Annotated in this window: 19 protein-coding genes and 1 riboswitch; of the genes, 3 read left to right on the top strand and 16 right to left on the bottom strand. The window is 70.8% G+C overall.

Annotated features, from left to right (window positions below):
• Nucleotides 1-55: 55 nt before the first annotated feature.
• The 8 genes from U5640_RS31995 to U5640_RS31960 form a co-directional block, all read right to left on the bottom strand.
• Complete coding sequence (locus U5640_RS31995; RefSeq protein ID WP_340380254.1) at nt 56-658, bottom strand: sigma-70 family RNA polymerase sigma factor; 603 nt, start codon at nt 656-658, stop codon at nt 56-58.
• Between the two features lie 221 nt (nt 659-879).
• On the bottom strand, nt 880-1608 hold the full coding sequence (locus tag U5640_RS31990) for a hypothetical protein (protein WP_340380252.1): 729 nt from the start codon (nt 1606-1608) through the stop codon (nt 880-882).
• A gap of 134 nt (nt 1609-1742) precedes the next feature.
• Nucleotides 1743-2285 carry a copper chaperone PCu(A)C gene (locus tag U5640_RS31985; RefSeq protein WP_340380250.1) on the bottom strand — a complete coding sequence of 181 codons (543 nt, stop codon included), beginning with the start codon at nt 2283-2285 and terminating at the stop codon, nt 1743-1745.
• A complete protein-coding gene (locus U5640_RS31980) occupies nt 2282-4576 on the bottom strand; it encodes a heavy metal translocating P-type ATPase (RefSeq protein WP_340380248.1) in 2295 nt (764 codons plus the stop codon). Before U5640_RS31980 ends, U5640_RS31985 begins: the two co-directional genes overlap by 4 nt.
• The gene (locus U5640_RS31975) at nt 4576-4845 is read right to left on the bottom strand and encodes a hypothetical protein (protein ID WP_340380246.1); all 270 of its coding nucleotides are present in this window, start codon (nt 4843-4845) and stop codon (nt 4576-4578) included. Before U5640_RS31975 ends, U5640_RS31980 begins: the two co-directional genes overlap by 1 nt.
• 236 nt (nt 4846-5081) lie before the next feature.
• A complete protein-coding gene (locus U5640_RS31970) occupies nt 5082-5819 on the bottom strand; it encodes a YcnI family protein (RefSeq protein ID WP_340380244.1) in 738 nt (245 codons plus the stop codon).
• Between the two features lie 38 nt (nt 5820-5857).
• Nucleotides 5858-6445: a hypothetical protein gene (locus U5640_RS31965; protein ID WP_340380243.1), complete on the bottom strand. Its 588-nt coding sequence runs from the start codon at nt 6443-6445 to the stop codon at nt 5858-5860.
• 214 nt (nt 6446-6659) lie between these two features.
• On the bottom strand, nt 6660-7760 hold the full coding sequence (locus U5640_RS31960; protein WP_340380241.1) for a HoxN/HupN/NixA family nickel/cobalt transporter: 1101 nt from the start codon (nt 7758-7760) through the stop codon (nt 6660-6662).
• A gap of 27 nt (nt 7761-7787) precedes the next feature.
• Nucleotides 7788-7999: riboswitch (cobalamin riboswitch) on the bottom strand.
• A gap of 86 nt (nt 8000-8085) precedes the next feature.
• Here U5640_RS31960 and U5640_RS31955 point away from each other — a divergent pair.
• Entirely contained in the window at nt 8086-8445 is a 360-nt protein-coding gene (locus U5640_RS31955) for a metalloregulator ArsR/SmtB family transcription factor (protein ID WP_340380239.1), read from the top strand.
• Nucleotides 8446-8856: 411 nt separating this feature from the next.
• Here the strand turns inward: U5640_RS31955 and U5640_RS31950 are convergent, their stop codons facing one another.
• On the bottom strand, nt 8857-9504 hold the full coding sequence (locus U5640_RS31950) for a superoxide dismutase (protein WP_340380237.1): 648 nt from the start codon (nt 9502-9504) through the stop codon (nt 8857-8859).
• A 146-nt stretch (nt 9505-9650) separates the two neighbouring features.
• Between U5640_RS31950 and U5640_RS31945 the strand changes: the two genes are divergently transcribed.
• Complete coding sequence (locus U5640_RS31945; RefSeq protein ID WP_340380235.1) at nt 9651-10094, top strand: Fur family transcriptional regulator; 444 nt, start codon at nt 9651-9653, stop codon at nt 10092-10094.
• Between the two features lie 77 nt (nt 10095-10171).
• On the opposite strand, the gene urtE is transcribed toward U5640_RS31945, so the two are convergent.
• From urtE to urtA, 5 genes are all read right to left on the bottom strand, one after another.
• Nucleotides 10172-10864, bottom strand: coding sequence for an urea ABC transporter ATP-binding subunit UrtE (gene urtE / locus U5640_RS31940; protein WP_340380233.1), 693 nt, complete (start codon nt 10862-10864; stop codon nt 10172-10174).
• Nucleotides 10865-10871: 7 nt separating this feature from the next.
• A complete protein-coding gene (urtD, locus tag U5640_RS31935) occupies nt 10872-11678 on the bottom strand; it encodes an urea ABC transporter ATP-binding protein UrtD (RefSeq protein WP_340380231.1) in 807 nt (268 codons plus the stop codon).
• Nucleotides 11675-12799: an urea ABC transporter permease subunit UrtC gene (urtC, locus tag U5640_RS31930; protein ID WP_340380230.1), complete on the bottom strand. Its 1125-nt coding sequence runs from the start codon at nt 12797-12799 to the stop codon at nt 11675-11677. Before urtC ends, urtD begins: the two co-directional genes overlap by 4 nt.
• Nucleotides 12796-13683, bottom strand: coding sequence for an urea ABC transporter permease subunit UrtB (gene urtB / locus U5640_RS31925; protein WP_340380229.1), 888 nt, complete (start codon nt 13681-13683; stop codon nt 12796-12798). The genes urtC and urtB overlap by 4 nt, the downstream gene beginning before the upstream one ends.
• A gap of 104 nt (nt 13684-13787) precedes the next feature.
• Nucleotides 13788-15041: an urea ABC transporter substrate-binding protein gene (urtA, locus tag U5640_RS31920; protein ID WP_340380228.1), complete on the bottom strand. Its 1254-nt coding sequence runs from the start codon at nt 15039-15041 to the stop codon at nt 13788-13790.
• 395 nt (nt 15042-15436) lie between these two features.
• Here urtA and U5640_RS31915 point away from each other — a divergent pair, with 395 nt between their 5' ends.
• Entirely contained in the window at nt 15437-15919 is a 483-nt protein-coding gene (locus tag U5640_RS31915; protein ID WP_340380226.1) for a MarR family transcriptional regulator, read from the top strand.
• On the opposite strand, the gene U5640_RS31910 is transcribed toward U5640_RS31915, so the two are convergent.
• Nucleotides 15876-16994 (bottom strand): substrate-binding domain-containing protein, encoded by a 1119-nt coding sequence (locus tag U5640_RS31910; RefSeq protein ID WP_340380224.1) that lies wholly within the window; start codon nt 16992-16994, stop codon nt 15876-15878. The two genes, U5640_RS31915 and U5640_RS31910, sit on opposite strands and share 44 nt — an antisense overlap.
• 232 nt (nt 16995-17226) lie before the next feature.
• Nucleotides 17227-20811, bottom strand: coding sequence for a cobaltochelatase subunit CobN (cobN, locus tag U5640_RS31905; RefSeq protein WP_340380222.1), 3585 nt, complete (start codon nt 20809-20811; stop codon nt 17227-17229).

Here is a 20811-nt window from a genome sequence, read left to right as displayed (position 1 = left end):
CCCGGCGGCGCGGCCCGCGTCTCGGGACCGCGCCGCCGGGGGAAGTGCCCTGGGGTCAGGCCGCGAGGGCGCTCGGTGTCTCGGCTTCCTGCAGCAGCAGTTCCAGGGTGGCGCGGGCTCGGCTGACCCGGGAGCGGACCGTGCCGACGGGGCAGCCGACGAACCCGGCCGTCTCCTCGTACGACAGACCGACCACCTGGGTCAGCACGAACGCCTCCCGGCGTTCGTCGGGCAGGCTCTCCAGCAGGTCGAGCAGGGCCACCCCCTCGTCGAATCCCGGCAGGCCGCACGGCTGGGAGCGTTCCACCGCCGTCTGCCAGTCGGCGGCGTCCGCGATCCGGGGGCGGACCGCGGCCCGGCGCAGGCTGTCGGCGACCGCGCGCCGGGCGATCGACAGCAGCCAGGTCCGGGCCGAGGCGCGGCCCTCGTAGCGGTGCAGGCTGCCGAACGCCCGCGCGAAGGTGTCCTGGGTCAGGTCGTGGGCGGTCTGGGGATCGCCGCTGAGGTGGGCCACGTAGCGCACCACGTCACCGTGCAGGGCACGGACGAAGTGGTCAGCGGCGTCGGGGTCGCCGCCGCGGGCGGCCAGTGCCCAGGCGGTCGCCGACGCGTCCGCGGAGACACGGTCCGCGCGAACAGCGGGCAGGACAGAGATCATCACGTGATGTCCTTCTCAGGTCTTCCGGGGCCGGGCCCGCACGGGGGCACGGCTCACCGGCACATGGGGTGCGTCCGTACGCGAGAGGTACGGCGATGCCCGGGGCCCGTGAGGGACTGCCTGTCGGCGGCGGCGCCTGAGCGCGCCGCCATGGAGGAGACCGTCGGCAGATCTGCGCGCGAGTGCGCCGCAGTGCTGGGCCCCGGGTGGATCCGGCTGTCTCAGATGACAGCGGCACCCGCGGGCGGCCCGCGGAAGGTGAGAGAACAGCACAACAGCAGCTGCACCGGAGCCGGGCAGTCGACGTCACGGCGCCTGTGCACGGACGGGCGGCCCAGCGGTGCGGGCATGGCCGCCAGCAGCAGACGCAGCGGGGCCGCCAGCCAGGCCGCCGCGGCCCTGAGGACGCGGAACACGGCCCGTTCGCCATGGGCCAGCCACAGCCCGCACAGCACCGCGGCCAGCAGGTGCGCGGTGAACATGCCGACCGAAGCCGCACCGCTCATGCCGTGCATGCCGTGCAGGTGTCCGACGCCAGCCATGCCGTGCACCGAGTGCGCGGCCGACCCCATGTCCATGCCGGGCATGGAGCCCATGTCCATCGACCCCATGGAGCCCATGGAGCCCATGTCCATGGTGCTCATGCCCGTCGAGCCACCGGCGCCGGGCATGACGGCAGGCTCCGGCGCCGACGCGAGCTTCTGCGCCTGGGTGAACGTCTCGTGGAGCACCGCCTGCGCGGCGGTCACGACCACGACGATCGGCGTGCGTCCGCGTTCCCGGCCGGCCAGCAGCCATCCGGCCGCGCCGGTCGCCATCGCTCCGGCGGCCATGGCCCACCAGGGAACGGGGGTCCCCGACATGGTCACGTGCCCGAGGGCAGCGAGCAGCACGCAGGCGGCGGCGAACACGCCGGCCCGCAGCACGCGGCACCACCCTCGGACAGTCATAGCCCGCTCATCCTCGCACCCGGCGTCTGATCGTCGTCAGAGGGTACGTACGAACTCCCGTCCCTCGACTCACCGCCGGCCGGGTGACACACCTCACATCAGATGCGGCGGAACTCGGGGACGGCGGGGGACGACTACGTGAGCGATGCCGAATCCGGCGGCACCACGACGGCCAGGACCTTCACCTGGCCGCTGCGCCGGAACTCCAGGGTGAACGGCACGAGATCACCTGAGCGCCACTGCTCCGAGGGCACGGGCACGGTCAGGTCCACCCCCCTCGGCGACATGGCGAGGCTGTCGCCCGCCGCGACGGAGACGGAGTCGATCGTGGACCGGTAGGCCGCGTTGCCCTGCCGCATGCGGTGCCGCGAGAGCGTTATCTCACCGGGGACGCCACGTGCCGTGATCCGGAGAAGGGTGTCGGCCGAGCCGCCCTCGTTGGCGATGCGGAAGAACGCCGCCGTCTCCGGAACCCCGTCGGACGGCAGCAGCACCTTCCCGTCCGTGACCCGGACGACCGCCGGGCTGCCGGCCCGGCCCGTGCCGACCCACGCGGTCAGGCCGGCCAGCGCCACACTGCACGCCGCGACGGGCACGAGAGCGGCGAGTGCCCCGTCCCGCAGCCGCCGCCGGTCCAGGCGCTTCAGCATGGACAGCGGGCCGGTGATCGGCTTCATCGGGCACCGGCCTTCGCGCCCCGCGTCCCGGGACGGCTCCGGCCGCCGGCGGCAGAGGGCTGCCAGCCGCGTAGCCGCAGGCTGTTGGCGACCACCAGCACCGAACTCACCGACATCGCCGCGGCGGCGAACATCGGATCGAGCAGGCCGACCATGGCCAGGGGCACGGTGACGACGTTGTAGCCGAACGCCCACACCAGGTTGGCCCGGATCGTGCCCAGCGTGCGCCGGGCCAGCAGGACCGCGTCGACGAGCGCCTCGATGTCCCCGCGGGCCAGCGTCAGGTCGGCGGCGCCGATGGCCACGTCGGTGCCGCTGCCCATGGCGATGCCCAGGTCGGCTTCGGCGAGTGCGGCGGCGTCGTTCACACCGTCGCCGACCACCGCGACCCGGGCGCCCTCCTCCTTCAACTGCCGTACGAGAGCGGCCTTGTCCTCAGGGGTGCAGCGGGCGCGCACCTCGTCGATGTTCAGGGCGGCGGCGACCGCTTCGGCGGGCGCCGTGCGGTCGCCGGTGGCAAGCACCGGGCGGATACCGAGCCGGCGCAGCCGCTCCACGGCCCGGTAGCTGCCGGGGCGCACCAGGTCACCGACCGCGATCAGCGCTTTGGCCCGGCCGTCGACCGTCACCAGGACCGGAGTGTGCGCGGCCTCCTCCGCCTCTGCCAGCGCCTTGGCCAGCGCGCGCGGCAGCTTGCCGTCCGGCGCAACCACCTCCACCAGGACGCCGTCCACCCGGCCGCTCACGCCGTGTCCCGGCACCGCGGCGAAATCCGTCACGTCCGGCAGCGGTCCGGGCACCTCCGCGCGGTCCGCGTACGCGGTGACCGCCCGCCCGATCGGATGCTCGGAGCCGCGCTCCACCGCCCCGGCCAGCCGCATCACCGCGTCCTGCCCAAGTGAGCCAGGCAGCACGGTGACCTTGGCCACCGTCATGTGACCGGTGGTCAGCGTGCCGGTCTTGTCCAGCACGACCGTGTCCACATGCTGAAGCGCCTCCAGCGTCTGCGGCCCGCTCACCAGCACGCCCAGCTGGGCCCCCCGCCCGGTGGCCGCCATCAGGGCGGTCGGCGTCGCCAGCCCCAGCGCGCACGGGCAGGCCACGACGAGCACGGCCACACAGGCGGTGAGCGCCGCCTGCGGATCGGCACCGGCGCCCAGCCAGAACCCGAGCACGGTCACCGCGATCGCCAGCACCACGGGGACGAACACGCCCGCGACCGCGTCGGCCAGCCGCTGCGCCCGCGCCTTGCCCGCCTGCGCCTCCGTCACCAGCCGCGTGATGCGAGCCAACTGCGTGTCCGCGCCAACCGCCGTGGCCTCGACCAGCAGCAGCCCGCCCGCGTTGACGGCCCCACCGACCAGGGCCGAACCGGGAGACACCTCCACGGGCTGACTCTCACCGGTGACCAGCGAAAGGTCAACGGCCGAACTGCCCTCCGTGACGCGCCCGTCGGTGGCGACCCGCTCACCGGGACGCACCACGAAGACGTGCCCCACCCGCAACTGCTCGATGGGGAGCAACCGCTCACCATGCTCGTCGCGGACGGACACCTTCTTGGCGGCCAGTTCTGCCAGCGACCGCAGCGCCGCCCCGGTCCCCCGCCGCGCCCGCGCCTCCAGGAACCGCCCGGTCAGCACGAACAGCGGCACACTGACAGCGGCTTCGAGATACAGGTGCGCCATGCCCTCCGAGGCGGACGGCACCAGACTGAACGACATCCGCATCCCGGGCTCGCCCGCGCCCCCGAGGAACAGCGCGTACACCGACCAGGAGAACGACGCCGCGACGCCGAGCGAGACGAGGGTGTCCATGGTGGCCGTGGAGTGCCGCAGTCCCCGCAGCGCCCTGATGTGAAAGGGCCAGGCGCTCCACACAGCCACCGGGGCGGCCAGCATGAAACACAGCCACTGCCAGTTGCGGAACTGCCACGCCGGCACCATCGACAGCACCAGGACCGGTACCGCCAGCAGAGCGGTGACCACGAGCCGTTCCCGCTCGCGGCGGGCCTCGTCGCTCGCGGCCTTGTCCGCTTCCTCGGTCGGCTCCTCGTCCTCACGCACGGGCAGGGCAGCCTGGTATCCGGCCTGCTCGACCGCGGTGACGAGATCCTCGGGCGCGACGGCGGCCGGGTGGCTGACCCGCGCGAGCCCCGTGGCCAGGTTGACCGTGGCCGTGACGCCCTCCAGCTTGGCGAGCTTCTTCTCCACCCTCCGGACGCAGGCCGCGCAGGTCATCCCGCCCACGGTGACGTCCGTGACCACGAGGCTCGCCATCGGTTCGGCCGCCATCACTCACCGCTCCCATGGCCCATCCCCGGCATGTCGTCCATACCGCCGCCACTCCCGCCGCCCCCGTCACTCCCGCCGTTCCCATCACTGCTCCCGGTTCTCCCGGTTCCGTGCATGCCTGGCGCCACCGGTCCCGCCGCCGACCCGACGGCGTAGGACACCGAGAACACCAGCGCCAGCAGAAGCAGGAACCCGCACAGCGCGGGAGCCGGCAGCAGTCTGCGGGCGGCCCCGCCGACGGAGGGGGGTGACAGGGGAATATCGGCCATGCCCGACCTTCCTGGTCGCATCGAACCGTCCTGCGAGAGACGGCGGTTGTAGCCGTAGCACTCCAGTAGTCGAGTCGACAGAGCGTCGAGTTCCGGCAGTTAATCGTGATGTACGTCACATGTAAAACGGGCGAGGGTCTGGTTCCCGGAGCGGTCCTGCGCGTGCGCCGCATATGAGTCGACCGCTCGACGAGCTGTGCCCTGCCGACCGCTCGCCATCGGCAGGGCACCCCGCCTCACTCGGCCCGGGAACCGCCGGAGCGGCCACGCACGATGGCGAAGGCCGCCGCGGCCAGGCCCAGTACGCCCACGACCAGCCCGGCGACCCCGAGACCGCGGGCGGTGGAGTCGCTGCCGCCGGAGGCGGCGGACACGGATGCCTTCGAGGGGGACGCGGAGGCGGTCGGCACGCCGGCTTCGTCCGATGCGTTCTTCGCGGTGAGCTTGAGGACCGGGGCCGGGTTCTCCGGCTCCTCGTCGCCCTGCGCCGCCTCCTCGATCCAGCGGACGGTCTTGCCGTCGGAGTAGGTCTGGAGCGTCTTGAAGGTCAGCTGGCCGGTGTCCTCGGGCAGCTGACCGAAGGCGACGTCGAAGTCCTCGTAGTGCCCGGGGTCGATCTTGCCGCCGGTCCAGGTGATCTCGGAGACGGCGTCGGTGATGGTGCCGTCGTCGGTCTTGACCGGCGTCTTGAGTTTCGTGTTCGTGACCTTGGCGCTCCAGCCGTCGCGCGGGGAGACGAGGACGCCGAGGACGGGGTGGTCTGTGGGCAGGAAGACCTGGACCTTGTTGGTGGAGGCGGTGTCCTCCTCGTTGGGGACACGGAAGGTCAGGACACCGTCGGTGGCCCCCTTGGCATAGCTGTCGGGGTGGACGGTGACGTGCGCGGAGGCGACGCCCGCGGCGGCGAGGACTCCGGCCGCGGCGAGAGCGGTGACAGCGCCGACGCGGCGCAGAGTGATGCGTACTCGGGACATGGGTGGGTCGATCTCCGTACTGGAAGGGCGTGTCGGGGTCAGATCGGGTACGCGCTCCGCGGCGGCGGCCCGCGCCGCTGCACCGCGTGCCGCAGCAGGAGACGTCCAAGCAGGCGCGGCCCGTCGGCCCACCGACACGGTCCTACGACATCCCGCGCGTCCGGCACCAGCCGTACCCCGCCGCTCACCAGCCACCAGGCCACCAGGCCCGGCACCAGCGCGACGGCACGGCGCAGCAGCGACCACAGCGCGACCTCCCCGCGCCGCAGCCACCAGGTCAGTACCAGGGCCGCCGCGACATGAACGGCGGTGGCGTGCGGGGTCACGGCGTGCACGTGGGACAGGCGCATGCCCTGCATGACCATCGTGGCGTGCGGCCGTGCGGCGCCGAACGCAAGGTGCAGTGCGCCCTGGGCCGTGACCGTGCCGGCGCCGATGGCCGCCAGCGACCGCTCCCGGCCGCCCAGCAGGTACCCGGCCCCGAAGACCGGCAGGAACCCGGCGGCCTGCACCCACACGGGCGGTGCCGTACCGGTCGCCAGCGCGTGCCCTCCGGCGGCGAGCAGCACGCACAGCGCGGCGAACACCGCCGCGCGCAGGCTCCGTACCGCCGGGGACGCACTCATGCCCCGATGCTGCCATGCGGCCCACTGATCTCCTCCCCCACCCGGGCAGGAACACCACCACCACGTCCGCTCCGGCACGGCTCGCCTTCGTTTGAGCAATCGGATCTGGATCCCGTCCTGTTCCCGGCTCTGGCACGGAGGCCGGAACAATGAGGACGGCGTCGCTCTTCACCGCCCCGGCCGCACAGCCCGGCAGTGGATCATGCCCCGGGTGTCAGCCGCCCTCGGCGAGACGGGCGGCCCATCTCTGCTCCACCTTGGCCAGCCGCCAGTACACCAGCGCCGCCGCCCACACGAGCACGAACAGGCCGACGATGATGTAGCCAACGTTGCCCAGGTCCAGGCTGGCGATCCAGCCGGTCACCGCGTCGCGCAGACCGAGCTTCTCGTGCAGCACCCCGACCAGTTCGATGGTGCCGATCAGAAAGGCGACCGCGATCGACAGGCCGGTGATGGCGAGGTTGTAGAACACCTTGCGCACCGGGTTGGAGAACGCCCACTGGTAGGCGAAGTTCATGAACGTCCCGTCGAGGGTGTCGAACAGGCTCATCCCTGCGGCGAACAGCAGCGGCAGGCACAGGATCGCGTACCACGGCAACCCGGCCGCCGCGCCGCTGCCCGCCATCACCATCAGGGTGACCTCGGTGGCGGTGTCGAAACCGAGACCGAACAGGAAGCCCAGCGGGAACATCTGCCCCGGCCGGGTGATCGACCTGGTGAAGCGGCCCAGGACGCGGTTCATGAATCCCCGCGAGTCCAGGTGCTGTTCGAGAGCGGCCTCGTCGTACGTGCCGGAGCGCATCGCCCGGAAGACCCGCAGGATGCCGGCGAGCGCCACGAGGTTGAGCGCCGCGATGAGGTAGAGGAAGGTCCCGGAGACGGTCGTGCCGACGACACCGAGTGTCTGGTGGGTGCGGGAGTCGTCGTTCAGCAGCGTGCCGGCGAGCTGCGCGCCTCCCGCGACCAGGGCGGCCATCGCGACCACCACGCTGGAGTGGCCGAGCGCGAACCAGAAGCCGACCGATACCGGCCGCTTGCCGTCGGCCATCAGTTTGCGGGTGGTGTTGTCGATCGCGGCGATGTGATCGGCGTCGAACGCGTGCCGCATACCGAGCGTGTACGCGGTCACCCCGAGGCCGATCCCGAACGCCTTCGAACCGACCTCGTAGTGCCCCGGCACGACGAGCAGGAACAGGATGCCGAACGCCAGCACGTGCAGCGCGGCGATCACCGCCAGAAGACCGGCGGTACGGACGGTGTCCTCGCGCCGCCAACGAAAGACAGAAGGCACGTCAGGCCCCGTGGACAGGGTCATACGGTCACGCTCCAGCACCTCGTGGATCTGTTCGTGAAGTGCCGTGGCCGGTCTCCTGGCTTACGGGTGCGCGCGTCTTCCGTCCCGGCCTTCCCATCCGCCAAGGGGCGGACAGTGACCGTGCACAAATGGGACGGAGACTCCCCGATCACAGTGGCGAGGGCCGCTCCGGTCTGAACCCCCCGAACCACGAAGGGCTGTCACCGGTCTTCCCGAACACCACGGCCCGCCCACCGTACGGGCGACCGCTCACACCTGCATACCTGCACAGCTGCGCAGCTGCGCAGGTATGCAAGATCACACTGCCACCTGCGAGGATGCGTCCATGCATCTCGTCCCCGCCGAACGCGCAGACCGCATCGCCATCGACGGCCACCGGGTCTGCGACGCCGTCGCCGCCATCGGCGAGCCCGACCATGTCCGGGCCTGGGCGGAACGGTTCTCCCTGCTCTCCGATCCCGGGCGCCTCGCCCTCCTGATGGCCCTGCGCCAGACGGGTCCGCTCGCTGTCTCGGACCTCGCCATCGCGACCGGAATGAACGACCCCGCCGTGTCCCAGGCCCTGCGACTCCTGCGCGCCGCCGACGTCGTGGCGGGCGAGAAGGACGGGCGGGTGGTCCGCTACCGGATCATCGACCCGATCACCACTGACCTGCTCAAGCACTGCATCAGCGGGAGCGGCTGAGCGGCGACGGCCTTCTGGCCAACGCACCGCCGTCAGCGGCCTCTCAGGCCCATTCTCTGCGCACCGGCCCCGATCGACCTGTTCCATCCGGCCTGCCCCATCGCCAGTGGACAGGGAGGAGAACGGCCCCTCGCGACACTCCCCATGCCCATGTCCCTGGGCCGTGTCGAATGCCACGCCGACTCATGGGGGCTCGACCTCCAACACAAACCGACCCGTAAGCGGCGTCCGCTGGAGCCGACATCACCCGCTCCAGGGACCGCCCAGCCACCGGGGCTCAGCCTGAGACTCCGTACGGCCGAAGGGCTCCCGCAAGTCACGTCCTCACGGGAGCCCTTCTTCCTACCGCCTGCAAGTGAAGGTTGAGAAGACGATCACGAGCAGGACGACTGTGCCGACGCGGCTACTGCGTCACGGGCGGAGCAGCAGGCTGTCGCCGCGCTCCTTGGCGGCGGCGTAACGCCGGGCCACGTCCTGCCAGTTCACGACGGCCCACATGGCGTCGATGAAGTCGACCTTCTGGTTCTTGTACTGGAGGTAGAAGGCGTGCTCCCAGGCGTCGAAGACCAGGACCGGGGTGGAGCCCTGGCCGACGTTCCCCTGATGGTCGTAGACCTGCTCGACGATCAGTCGGCCGCTGACGGGCTCGTAGGCAAGGACGCCCCAGCCGGAACCCTGGGTGGTGGCGGCGGCCTTGGTGAGCTGGGCCTTGAAGCCGGCGAAGGATCCGAAGGACTCGGAGATTGCGTCGGCGAGGTCGCCCACGCCGTCCTGGGCCAGGGGCTCGCCACCGCCGTCCTTCGGGCCGGTCATGTTGTGCCAGTAGATCGAGTGCAGGATGTGCCCGGAGAGGTGGAAGGCCAGGTTCTTCTCCAGGCCGTTGATCGAGCCCCACGACTCCTTGTCCCGCGCCTCCGCGAGCTGCTCCAGCGTGTCGTTCGCGCCCTTGACATACGCCGCGTGGTGCTTGTCGTGGTGCAGCTCGATGATCTCCGGGTTGATCACCGGGGCGAGCGCCGAGTAGTCGTACGGGAGCTCCGGGAGCGTGTAAACCGCCATGTCCAACGTCCTCCGACATAATTGCCACTCATGTGCAACTGCACGCTAGCAGCAAGAGAAGCGCGCTGCCGATCAGGCGTTGGTCCTAGGACTATGTGCCGTGTCGTGGTGGGCGCGGAATGCGGCACTTCGAGAGGGGCGGGGAGGTGAGCGGGTCCACGCGTGGCGGCATGGTGGCGCCGCCCGAGCCTCGTGCTCTGTTGCAGCGGCACGGGCTGCGCTGCACCCCGGGGCGCCTGCAGATCGTCGCGTTGTTCACTGCTTCGGCGCGTCATCTCTCCGTCGCCGAGGCATGGGAGGAGCTGAGCCGGAGTGGGCCGCCCGTGCACCCCACCACGGTCTACCGCACTCTGGAGACCCTCACGGCGGTCGGGCTGACGTACGTCGTGCACGGGCCTGGTGCCACGCGCTACTGCGTTCCCGGAGAGCCGCACCATCACGTCGTCTGCCAGGACTGCGGCGATGTGGAGGGGCTCGCACACGACCGTCTGAAGGACGCGGTGGGCCGGATCGAGGAGCTGACCGGGCTACGGCCGGACGCGTCGGGATCGCTGCTGGTGTACGGCCGTTGTGCCCGGTGCGGCGACTGAGCCGTGACAGAAACTTCGAGCGGACCCTCGACGGAGACCGATGTCTCGCGGTCGAGGGCCCGCTGCGGGACCGGCTCTCACACGCTGAGCGCCGCCCGGACGGTCTGCTCGGCGGCTGTGCCGCCCTCGCCGGAGGACGTCACCCGTCCGGCCTCCAGCACGTAGTACCGCTGGGCGGCACGCATCGCGAAGCCGACGTGCTGTTCGACGAGGAGGACGGAGAGTCCGCCGCGCCGGGTGAGGGCGAGGATCGTCTCCTCGATCTCGGCGACGACCGACGGCTGGATGCCTTCCGTCGGCTCGTCGAGCAGCAGGAGCCGGGGGCGGGTGATCAGGGCGCGGGCGAGGGCGAGTTGCTGGCGCTGGCCGCCGGAGAGCAGGCCGGCACGGCGGCCGGACAGCTCGCGCAGGACCGGGAAGAGGTCCAGCGCCTCGGCGACGGCTTCTTTTCCGTCGGATCGTCCGTCGGCGACGAGTTGGAGGTTCTCGGCGGTGGTGAGGTGGGGGAAGGACTGCTGGCCCTGGGGGACGTAGGCCATCCCGCGGGCGACCCGCTGGTGCGGGGCGAGGTGGGTGATGTCCTCGCCGTCGAGCCGGACGGTGCCGCTCTTGGCCTTGATCAGGCCCATGGCGGTGCGCAGCAGTGTGCTCTTGCCGGCGCCGTTGTGGCCGAGGACGGTGGCGACGCCGTCCTTCGGGACCGAGACGGTGACGCCGTGCAGGACCGTGGTGCGGTCGTATCCGGCCTGGACGGAACTGATCTCCAGCATCTCTGACTCACGCCTCCTCGGCGACGGCCACCGGAGTGGCAGGGGCGGGCTGGGGTTCGGGTTCTGCGGCGCGGCCGAGGTAGACCTCCTGCACCTTGGCGTCGGCCTGGACCTCTGCGACCGTGCCCTCGCTGAGGACCTTTCCGGCGTGCAGGACGCTGACGCTGCGGGCGAAGGAGCGCATGAAGTCCATGTCGTGCTCGATGACGACGACGGTGCGGTCCGCGCTGATCCGCTGGAGCAGTGCGCCGGTGGCCTCGCGTTCGTCGTGGCTCATGCCGGCGACGGGCTCGTCGAGCAGCAGCAGCCTGACGTCCTGGACGAGCAGCATGCCGATCTCCAGCCACTGCTTCTGTCCGTGGGCGAGGACTCCGGCGGGGCGGTCGCGCAGGTCGGTGAGTCCGGTGGTCTCCAGGGCCTTCGCGACCGGCTCGGGGATGTCCTTGCGGCGGCGGAGCATCGTCCACACGCCCCGTCCGGCGCCTGCCGCGATGTCGAGGTTCTGCAGGACGGTCAGTTCCTCGAAGACGGTGGCCGTCTGGAACGTACGCCCGATCCCCATGCGGGCGATCTTCTGCACCGGCTTGCCGAGCAGGTCCTGGTCGCCGAAGCGGACCGAGCCCGTCGCTTTCACCAGTCCGGTGACGGCGTCGACCAGGGTGGTCTTGCCGGCGCCGTTGGGGCCGATGAGGAAGCGCAGGTCGCCGGGGTGGATGTCGAGGTCGACGCCGTCGACGGCGGTGAAGCCGTCGAAAGTGACCCGCAGGTCGCGGACGGTCAGTCCCTCGCCGCCCGTGCCATTCTCGGCGCTCATGCCGTCTCTCCCGTCGTACGAGTAGCGGTGGCACTACGGCGCTTGCGCAGGACGACGCCCAGGCTGGCCAGGCCGCCGGGCAGGAAGCCGACGGCGACCACGAACAGCAGGCCCTGGAGGTACGTCCACGCGGCGGGGAAGGCGTCCGAGAGGGTGCTCTGCGCCCAGGCCACCGCGATCGCGCCGAGCACCGCGCCCACGAGTGAGGCCCGGCCTCCGACGGCCGCGCCGATGACAAAGCCGATGGAGGGCACGATCCCGATCAGTGCCGGGGAGATGATCCCGACGGCGGGGACGAACAGGGCCCCGGCCAGCCCGGCCGCGCCGGCTGCGAGGACGTAGGCGACGAGCTTGACGTTGGCCGGGTCGTAGCCGAGGAAGCGCACCCGTTCCTCGGAGTCCCGTACGGCGACGAGGAGTTCGCCGTAGCGGCTGACGAACAGCTGGCGGACGCCGATCATCAGGAGCAGCAGGACGGCGGCGATGATGAAGTACACCATCCGCTGGTTGACCGGGTCGTCCAGCGAGTAGCCGAAGAAGCCCTGGATGTCGGTGAGGCCGTTGGTGCCGCCGGTGGTGGCCTGCTGGCCGATCAGCCAGATGGACAATGCGGCCGCCAGCGCCTGGCTCAGGATCGCGAAGTACGCGCCCTTCACCCGGCGGCGGAAGACGAAGAACCCGAGGACGGCCGCGACCGCCATCGGCAGCAGCACGGTCATGGCAAGCGCGAACGCCGGGTTCGCGAACGGCTTCCACCACCAGGGCAGGGCGTCGCCGGTGCCGTAGAGCTGCATGAAGTCGGGCAGGGTCTCGCCGGTCGCGGCGGCGTCGGCGAGTTTGAGGTGCATGGCCATGGCGTAGCCGCCGAGGCCGAAGAAGACGCCCTGGCCGAGGACCATGAGCCCGCCGCGGCCCCAGGCGAGGCTGACGCCGACCGCGACGATCGCGTAACACAGGTACTTGGCGAGGAGGTTGAGGCGGAAGTCGGACAGCGCGAGCGGTGCGACGCCGAGCAGGAGCACGGCGCCGAGGAGGAACCCGGCGGGGACGCGGAACCGCTCCAGCAGGGACGGGGACTGTGGCGTCACCACGGCGGAGGTGGGGGTGGTGGTTGTCGTCATGCCAGGCTCCGGGTGCGCAGGGTGTACAGGCCCTGGGGTCGCCACTGCAGGAAGGCGACGATCGCCACGAGCACGATGACCTTGGCGACGCTGACCGTCGTCGAGTACTCCATCACCGACTGAAGGACGCCGAGCGCGAAGGCGGTGATGACGCTGCCCTTGAGCTGGCCGATGCCGCCCACCACGACGACGAGGAAGGCGTCGACGATGTAGTTGGTGCCCATCGTGGGGCCGATCGGGCCGACCAGGGTGAGGGCGACGCCGGCGACGCCCGCGAGGCCGGAGCCGATGAAGAAGGTGATGCGGTCGACCTGGCCGGTGGCGATGCCGGAGACCTCAGCCAGGTCGCGGTTCTGCACGACGGCCCGGATCCGGCGGCCCAGTGGGGTGAGTTTCAGGACGAGGGTGAGAGCGAGGACGCTCAGCAGGGCGAGGCCGAGGATGAACAGCCGGTTGTTGGCGAAGGTGATCCCGCCGCCCAGGGAGATGTTGCCGGTGAGGAGGTCGGGCGCGGTGGTCTGCACGTTGGGGGCGCCGAAGATGTCGCGGGCGAGTTGCTGGAGCATCAGCGAGACGCCCCAGGTCACGAGCAGCGTGTCCAGGGGGCGGGTGTAGAGGCGGCGGATGAGCAGCCATTCCAGCAGGGCGCCCATGGCTCCGGCGACGAGGAAGGCGACAGGGAGGGCGACGAGCAGGGAGACGCCCGCGCTGCTGATGGACTTCTGCAGGACGTACGTGGTGTAGGCGCCGGCCATGATGAACTCGCCGTGCGCCATGTTGATGACGCCCATCTGGCCGAAGGTCAGGGTCAGGCCGAGGGCGATGAGCAGCAGGACGGCACCGATGCTGATGCCGGTGAAGGACTGGTTGAGGATGACCGTCATGAGGTCGGCTCCGGGTCGTGGACGGAGGTGCGGGTGTGCGCGTGTGCCATGGGCGTGACCCGGCCCCCGCGAGAGGGCCGGGTCCCATCCGGGAGTGACCTGGCTCAGGAGAGGCCGGAGGCCCAGGAGTAGCCCTTGAGGTACGGGTCGGGCTTGATCGGCTTGCCGGAGTTCCAGACCTCGGTGATCAGGCCGTCGGAGCCGACCTTGCCGATCCGGGCGGTCTTGTAGACGTGCTGGGTGGCTCCGTCGACGGTGACCTTGCCTTCGGGGGCGTCGAGTTCGATGCCGTCGGAGGCGGCCTTGACCTTCGCCACGTCGAAGGAGCCGGCCTTCTCGACCATCTCCTTCCACAGGTAGACGGAGATGTAGGCGGCCTCCATCGGGTCGGAGGTCGGCTTGTCCTTGCCGTACGCCGCCTGGTAGGCCGCCACGAACTTCGTGTTGGCCGCGCCCGGGGTGGTCTCGTAGTAGTTCCAGGCGGTGAGCTGGCCGTCCAGGTACTGGGTGCCGATGCTCTTGACTTCCTCCTCGGCGATGGAGACGGAGAGGACAGGCAGGCTCTTCGCGGTCAGGCCCGCGGACTTGTACTCCTTGAAGAAGGCCACGTTGGAGTCGCCGTTGAGGGTGTTGAACACCGCGTCGGCGCCGGCGTCCTTGACCTTGTTGACGATGGTGCCGAACTCCGTGGATCCCAGGGGCGCGTAGTCCTCGCCCACGACCTCCATGCCGTTGGCCTTCGCGTACGCCTTGATGATCTTGTTGGCGGTCCGCGGGAAGACATAGTCGCTGCCGACCAGATAGAGCTTGGTCAGGCCCTGCTTCTTGAGGTAGTCGAGAGCCGGGACGATCTGCTGGTTGGTGGTCGCGCCGATGTAGAAAATGTACGGCGACTGCTCCAGGCCCTCGTACTGCACGGGGTAGAACAGCAGCGACTTGTACCGCTCGAAGACGGGCTTGACGGCCTTGCGGCTGGCCGAGGTCCAGCACCCGAAGGTGGCGACGACCTTGTCGTCGGTGATGAGCGCCTCGGCCTTCTCGGCGAAGGTGGGCCAGTCGGAGGCGCCGTCCTGGCTGATGGGCTTGAGCTTCTTGCCCAGGACACCGCCCGCCGCGTTGATCTCCTTCACCGCGAGCAACAGCGCGTTGTGGACGGTGACTTCACTGATCGCCATCGTGCCCGAGAGCGAGTTCAGCAGACCGACCTTGACTGTGTCGCCGGATGTGTCGGCCTTGGCGCCGGAGCCGGTGGACGTGCTGTCGCCCGTCTTGGCGCCGCACGCGCTGAGGGCGGCGGACGCGCCGACGGCCGATATGCCGGCCAGAAGACCGCGTCTGCTGATGCTGAGCCCGGACATGCACAACCTCCTTGCCCCGAAGGGCGATGTGAAGAGAGCGGAAAGACTCTGGGAGGGAATGAGGAGAGGGCGCTTCAGAAGCGGCGGCGTCGACGCACGGGTTCCCCAGCCGTTCCGGGGTGGCGTCCGGGCTGGTCGCTGAAGTGCGAACACAGCCTGCGGGGACACTGTTTCAACCGCGTTTCGGAGCAATTGAAGAACAGTTTCCAGCGGAAGTAACACGGCCGTTAAAATAGAAGAAGCCGCTGCTGAATGCGCCCGTTCAAGGGCATCACAGCAACGGCGATCAAAGCTTCCTGCGGAAAGGATCAGTTTTTCCGATTCCTCTTGTCAAGGGCCCGGTGATCGGCGATAGGCTCAGGCACCGGTCGGCGAGCACGAGTTGGAGGAGCGCAATGGCGAGACGGCCCCAGGAACTGCTCTACCTGCTCACGCGGGCTGAACGTCTCGCGGTGCGCCGAGTGCAGTCCGTCCTCGACGAGCTCGACTGCTCCGTGGAGGCGTGGCGGGTTCTCGACCTGCTCTCCGACGGGCAGGGCCACAACATGACGGCCCTCGCCGACCACGCCTTCCTGCCCGCGCCGAGCCTGACCAAGCTGATGGACCAACTCGTCGACCAGAACCTGGTCTACCGCCGTGTCGACCCGGCCGACCGGCGCCGCGTCCTGGCCCACCTCACCCCACGGGGCAAGCAGCGTTGGCAGCTGCTGGCGCGTGAAGTGCGGGCCGACTGGCAGGACTTGGAGGATCTGCCTGCAGGCGAGGAGCTGGACGTCCTGCTCACAGAGCTGGCGGAGGCCCTGGAAGGACGGCTCACGACCGGCTCGGCACGCGTCACAACAGGTCGTGTGGGGAAGGCAGTTGGGCGAGCACGTTGAAGTCGAGCCCGTCCGCCTCCGCCAGGTAGATGCGCTGGCGGACATGCCGGTCATGAAGGTGGAGCAGTCCGCGCGGGCCCTCGTAGGAGACCGTCTCGGCGGTGGCGGAGATAGCTGAGACGTCCAGGGTGCGGGCCCGCTCAATGAGCGAGGCGAGCAGCAGCACCCCCTCGTAGCACGACTCTCCGAGGCTGCCGGGGGCCGGCGCCTCCAGGCCGAAGCGGCCGGCGTACCGGCCGTGGAAGTCCAGGGTGTCCTGGTTGGCGAGCGAGGCGAAGAAGCCGGCCGTGCTGAACAGGTCGCCGGTCGTCTCCGGGCCGCTGGCCATCAGCATGTTCTCGTCCATCAGCGTGCTCAGCCTGAGACACCGCTGGTCGAGCCCCGAGGCGGCGAAGGCCCGGTTGAAGCGGACCGCGTCGCTGCCGACGAGCAGCATCAGCACACCGTCCGCGTCCGTGTGCTCGATGCGCCGCAGCACGTCGGCGAAGTCCTCGGTACCCAGCGGCAGGTATGCCTCGCCGCAGACCCGCACACCCCGCAGCGCTCGGGCGTAGCGGCGGGCGGCCCGGGCTGTGTGCCGGGGCCAGACGTAGTTGTTGCCGACGACGAACCACCGGCGTACCCGCCGTGCCTCGGCGAGCAGCCGCATGGCGGGCAGCAACTGCCAGTCGGGGGTCTCACTGGTCATGAAGACACCGTCCGTGCGCTCCCCGCCTTCGTACAGGGCGGTGTACACGTACGGCACCCGGTGGGCGATGCGTGGCGCCACGGCCTGCCGGACGGAGGAGATGTGCCAGCCGGTCACCCCGTGCACCGAGCCGGTCGCGACCAGGGCCTCGACCTCCTCGGCGACCTTCTGCGGGTCGGCCCCTCCGTCGACCTCCAGCAGCCGCAGCTCCTTGCCGAGCACTCCGCCCGCCTTGTTGATCTCCTCGGCGGCCAGCCGCGCACACGCCTCACACGCGGGACCGAAGATCCCGGCAGGCCCCTGCATCGGGTACACGAGCGCGACGTTCAGAGTCGAATCGTCGGCCGTGAACCACTCGGGGGTGTGGAGGTGGAGCGGCCGGCGCATGTGCACATGATTGCCCGACGGCGATCAGCACCCAAGCACCGGCCGGGATCGCAACCGATTCGTAGGCATGGGGTGACGAGCGCGCAGCCCGGCAGGGCGCGGGGCAGCATCCGAGGACGGACGTGTCAGGCAAGACGGGCCCCGCGCCCGAGTGACAGTGTCCCGCAGGGCCCGACCCTTCTGCAACACTTCCGCTATTGCAAATAGAATGCAATAAGGACCACGGCGTGCCTCACTCGCCGCCCTCCAGGTCACCCTCCGTCTCCAGGTACACCTGCCGCAGCGCGTCCAGCACCGCCGGGTCCGGCTTCTCCCACATCCCGCGCGACTCCGCCTCCAGGAGCCGCTCGGCGATGCCGTGCAGGGCCCAGGGGTTGGCCTGCTGGAGGAATTCGCGGTTGGCCGGGTCCAGGACGTAGGTCTGGGTGAGCTTGTCGTACATCCAGTCGGCGACCACGCCGGTCGTGGCGTCGTAGCCGAAGAGGTAGTCGACCGTCGCCGCGAGTTCGAAGGCGCCCTTGTAGCCGTGGCGGCGCATCGCCTCGATCCACTTGGGGTTGACGACCCGGGCTCGGAAGACTCGGGAGGTCTCCTCGACCAGGGTGCGGGTGCGGACCGTCTCGGGGCGGGTGGAGTCGCCGATGTACGCCTCGGGTGCGGTGCCGCGCAGGGCGCGGACGGTGGCGACCATGCCGCCGTGGTACTGGAAGTAGTCGTCGGAGTCGGCGATGTCGTGCTCGCGGGTGTCGGTGTTCTTCGCGGCGACCGCGATCCGCTTGTACGCCGTCTCCATCTCGTCCCGGGCCGGGCGGCCGTCGAGTTCGCGGCCGTAGGCGTAGCCGCCCCAGACGGTGTAGACCTCGGCGAGGTCGGCGTCGGTGCGCCAGTCGCGGGAGTCGATGAGCTGGAGCAGTCCGGCGCCGTACGTTCCCGGGCGGGAGCCGAAGATGCGCGTGGTGGCCCGGCGTTCGTCGCCGTGCTCCGCCAACTCGGCCTGGACATGGGCGCGTACGTGGTTCACCGAGGCCGGTTCGTCCAGGGACGCGGCCAGGCGTACGGCGTCGTCCAGCAACGCGATCGTATGCGGGAAGGCATCGCGGAAGAAGCCGGAGATGCGTAGGGTGACGTCGATGCGGGGGCGGCCCAACTCCTCGTAGGGGATGGGTTCCAGGCCGGTCACGCGGCGGGAGGCGTCGTCCCAGGCAGGGCGGACGCCGAGCAGGGCGAGCGCCTCGGCCACGTCGTCGCCGGCTGTGCGCATCGCGCTCGTGCCCCAGAGGGAGAGGCCGACGGAGGTGGGCCAGTCGCCGTTGTCGGCGCGGTAGCGGGCGAGGAGGGAGTCGGCGAGGGCCTGTCCGGTCTCCCAGGCGAGGCGGGAGGGGACGGCCTTGGGGTCGACGGAGTAGAAGTTGCGGCCGGTCGGCAGGACGTTCACCAGGCCGCGCAGCGGGGAGCCCGACGGGCCCGCCGGGACGAAGCCGCCGTTCAGCGCATGGACGACGTGGTGGAGTTCGGCGGTGGTGGCTGCCAGGCGCGGGACGACCTCGCGGGCGGCGAACTCCAAGATGGCGGTGACCTGTTCGCCGTGGCCGTCGGGTGCCGAGTCCGGGTCCCAGCCGAGGTCCTCCATCCGCTCGACCAGGGCACGGGCCTTGGCCTCCGCCTCGTCGGCCGTAGTGCGGGTCGCGGCGGACTCGTCGAGGCCGAGGGCCTCGCGCAGGCCGGGGAGAGCGGTGGTGCCGCCCCAGATCTGCCGGGCACGCAGGATGGCCAGGACGAGGTTGACGCGGTCGGTGCCGCGCGGCGGGTTGCCGAGGACGTGCAGGCCGTCGCGGATCTGGGCGTCCTTGACCTCGCACAGCCAGCCGTCGACGTGCAGGAGGAAGTCGTCGAAGCCGTCGTCGTCGGGGCGGTCGGCCAGGCCGAGGTCGTGGTCGAGCCTGGCGGCCTGGATGAGCGTCCAGATCTGGGCGCGGATGGCCGGGAGCTTGGCCGGGTCCATGGCCGCGATCTGGGCGTACTCGTCGAGGAGTTGCTCCAGGCGTGCGATGTCGCCGTAGGAGTCGGCGCGGGCCATGGGCGGGATGAGGTGGTCGACGAGGGTGGCGTGGACGCGGCGCTTGGCCTGGGTGCCCTCGCCGGGGTCGTTGACCAGGAAGGGGTAGATCAGGGGGAGGTCGCCGAGGGCGGCGTCCGGGCCGCAGGCGGCGGACAGGCCGGCGTTCTTGCCGGGCAGCCACTCCAGGTTGCCGTGCTTGCCGAGGTGGATCATCGCGTCCGCGCCGAAGCCGCCCTCGGACTGCGGGGCGGCGATCCAGCGGTAGGCGGCCAGGTAGTGGTGGGAGGGCGGGAGGTCCGGGTCGTGGTAGATGGCGATCGGGTTCTCGCCGAAGCCGCGTGGGGGCTGGATGAGGATGAGCAGGTTGCCGAAGCGCAGGGCCGCGAGGACGATGTCGCCCTCCTTGTTGCGGCTGTGGTCGACGAACATCTCGCCGGGTGCGGGACCCCAGTGCTCCTCGACGGCCGTCCGCAGCTCCTGCGGGAGCGTGGCGAACCAGCGCCGGTAGTCCGCCGCCGGGATCCGCACCGGATTGCGGGCCAGCTGCTCCTCGGTGAGCCAGTCCTGGTCGTGGCCGCCCGCCTCGATCAGCGCGCGGATCAGTTCGTCGCCGTCGCCGGAGGCCATCCCCGGGACGTCGTCGAAGGCGTAGCCCTCCTCCCGCAGCCTGCGCAGCAGGGCGACCGCGCTGGCGGGCGTGTCCAGGCCGACGGCGTTGCCGATCCGGGAGTGCTTGGTCGGGTACGCGGACAGGACCAGCGCCACGCGCTTGCCGGCGGCCGGGATGTGCCGAAGTCGCGCATGGCGTACGGCGATCCCGGCGACGCGGGCCGCGCGCTCGGGGTCGGCGACGTAGGCCGGGAGGCCGTCGGCGTCGATCTCCTTGAAGGAGAACGGCACGGTGATCAGGCGGCCGTCGAATTCGGGTACGGCGATCTGGCTGGCGGCGTCGAGGGGCGAGACGCCGTCGTCGCTCTCCGCCCAGGCCGTGCGGGAGCCGGTCAGGCACAGGGCCTGGAGGATCGGCACGTCGAGGGAGGTGAGGGCGCCCGCGTCCCAGGACTCGTCGTCTCCGCCGGCCGATGCCTCGGCGGGCTTGGTGCCGCCGGCGGCCAGGACGGTGGTGACGATGGCGTCGGCGGCGCGCAGTTCCTCGATCAGCTCGGGTTCGGGGGCGCGCAGGGAGGCCACGTACAGCGGGAGGGGACGGGCGCCCGCTTCCTCGATGACGTCGCACAGTGCGTGGACGAAGGCGGTGTTGCCGCTCATGTGGTGGGCCCGGTAGTAGAGCACCGCGACCGTCGCAGAGCCGGGGGTGTCGCGCTCCGGGCGCTCCAGCGGGCCCCAGGCCGGCGCGGGCGCCGGAGCTTCGAAGCCGTGCCCGGTCAGCAGGACCGTGTCGGACAGGAAGCGGGCGAGCTGCTCCAGGTTGGCCGGTCCGCCGTGGGCGAGGTAGGCGTGGGCCTCGGCGGCGATGCCGACCGGGACGGTCGAGGCGGCCATCAGCTGGGCGTCCGGGGCTTGTTCGCCGGTCAGGACGACGACCGGGCGGCCGTCGGCGAGCAGCAGGTCGAGACCGTCCTGCCAGGCGCGCAGACCGCCGAGGAGGCGTACGACGATCAGGTCGGCGCCGTCGAGGAGGGCGGGGAGGTCGTCGAGCGGGAGGCGGGCCGGGTTGGCGAAGCGGTAGGGCACCGGTCCGGTCGCCGTACGGGCGCTGAGCAGGTCGGTGTCGGACGTCGACAGCAGAAGGATCAT

This window comes from Streptomyces sp. SS7, assembly GCF_037993025.1.
GTDB lineage: Bacteria > Actinomycetota > Actinomycetes > Streptomycetales > Streptomycetaceae > Streptomyces.
The sequence above is the reverse complement of the archived record's forward strand: the minus strand, read 5'-3'. Positions and strand labels throughout refer to the sequence as shown.

Bases quoted from the DNA above. Each gene is read 5' to 3' on its own strand.
- U5640_RS31995 (WP_340380254.1), bottom strand. From the start codon at position 658: ATGATCTCTGTCCTGCCCGCTGTTCGCGCGGACCGTGTCTCCGCGGAC.
- U5640_RS31990 (WP_340380252.1), bottom strand. From the start codon at position 1,608: ATGACTGTCCGAGGGTGGTGCCGCGTGCTGCGGGCCGGCGTGTTCGCC.
- U5640_RS31985 (WP_340380250.1), bottom strand. From the start codon at position 2,285: ATGAAGCCGATCACCGGCCCGCTGTCCATGCTGAAGCGCCTGGACCGG.
- U5640_RS31980 (WP_340380248.1), bottom strand. From the start codon at position 4,576: ATGGCGGCCGAACCGATGGCGAGCCTCGTGGTCACGGACGTCACCGTG.
- U5640_RS31975 (WP_340380246.1), bottom strand. From the start codon at position 4,845: ATGGCCGATATTCCCCTGTCACCCCCCTCCGTCGGCGGGGCCGCCCGC.
- U5640_RS31970 (WP_340380244.1), bottom strand. From the start codon at position 5,819: ATGTCCCGAGTACGCATCACTCTGCGCCGCGTCGGCGCTGTCACCGCT.
- U5640_RS31965 (WP_340380243.1), bottom strand. From the start codon at position 6,445: ATGAGTGCGTCCCCGGCGGTACGGAGCCTGCGCGCGGCGGTGTTCGCC.
- U5640_RS31960 (WP_340380241.1), bottom strand. From the start codon at position 7,760: ATGACCCTGTCCACGGGGCCTGACGTGCCTTCTGTCTTTCGTTGGCGG.
- U5640_RS31955 (WP_340380239.1), top strand. From the start codon at position 8,086: ATGCATCTCGTCCCCGCCGAACGCGCAGACCGCATCGCCATCGACGGC.
- U5640_RS31950 (WP_340380237.1), bottom strand. From the start codon at position 9,504: ATGGCGGTTTACACGCTCCCGGAGCTCCCGTACGACTACTCGGCGCTC.
- urtE (WP_340380233.1), bottom strand. From the start codon at position 10,864: ATGCTGGAGATCAGTTCCGTCCAGGCCGGATACGACCGCACCACGGTC.
- urtD (WP_340380231.1), bottom strand. From the start codon at position 11,678: ATGAGCGCCGAGAATGGCACGGGCGGCGAGGGACTGACCGTCCGCGAC.
- urtC (WP_340380230.1), bottom strand. From the start codon at position 12,799: ATGACGACAACCACCACCCCCACCTCCGCCGTGGTGACGCCACAGTCC.
- urtB (WP_340380229.1), bottom strand. From the start codon at position 13,683: ATGACGGTCATCCTCAACCAGTCCTTCACCGGCATCAGCATCGGTGCC.
- urtA (WP_340380228.1), bottom strand. From the start codon at position 15,041: ATGTCCGGGCTCAGCATCAGCAGACGCGGTCTTCTGGCCGGCATATCG.
- U5640_RS31915 (WP_340380226.1), top strand. From the start codon at position 15,437: ATGGCGAGACGGCCCCAGGAACTGCTCTACCTGCTCACGCGGGCTGAA.
- U5640_RS31910 (WP_340380224.1), bottom strand. From the start codon at position 16,994: ATGCGCCGGCCGCTCCACCTCCACACCCCCGAGTGGTTCACGGCCGAC.
- cobN (WP_340380222.1), bottom strand. From the start codon at position 20,811: ATGATCCTTCTGCTGTCGACGTCCGACACCGACCTGCTCAGCGCCCGT.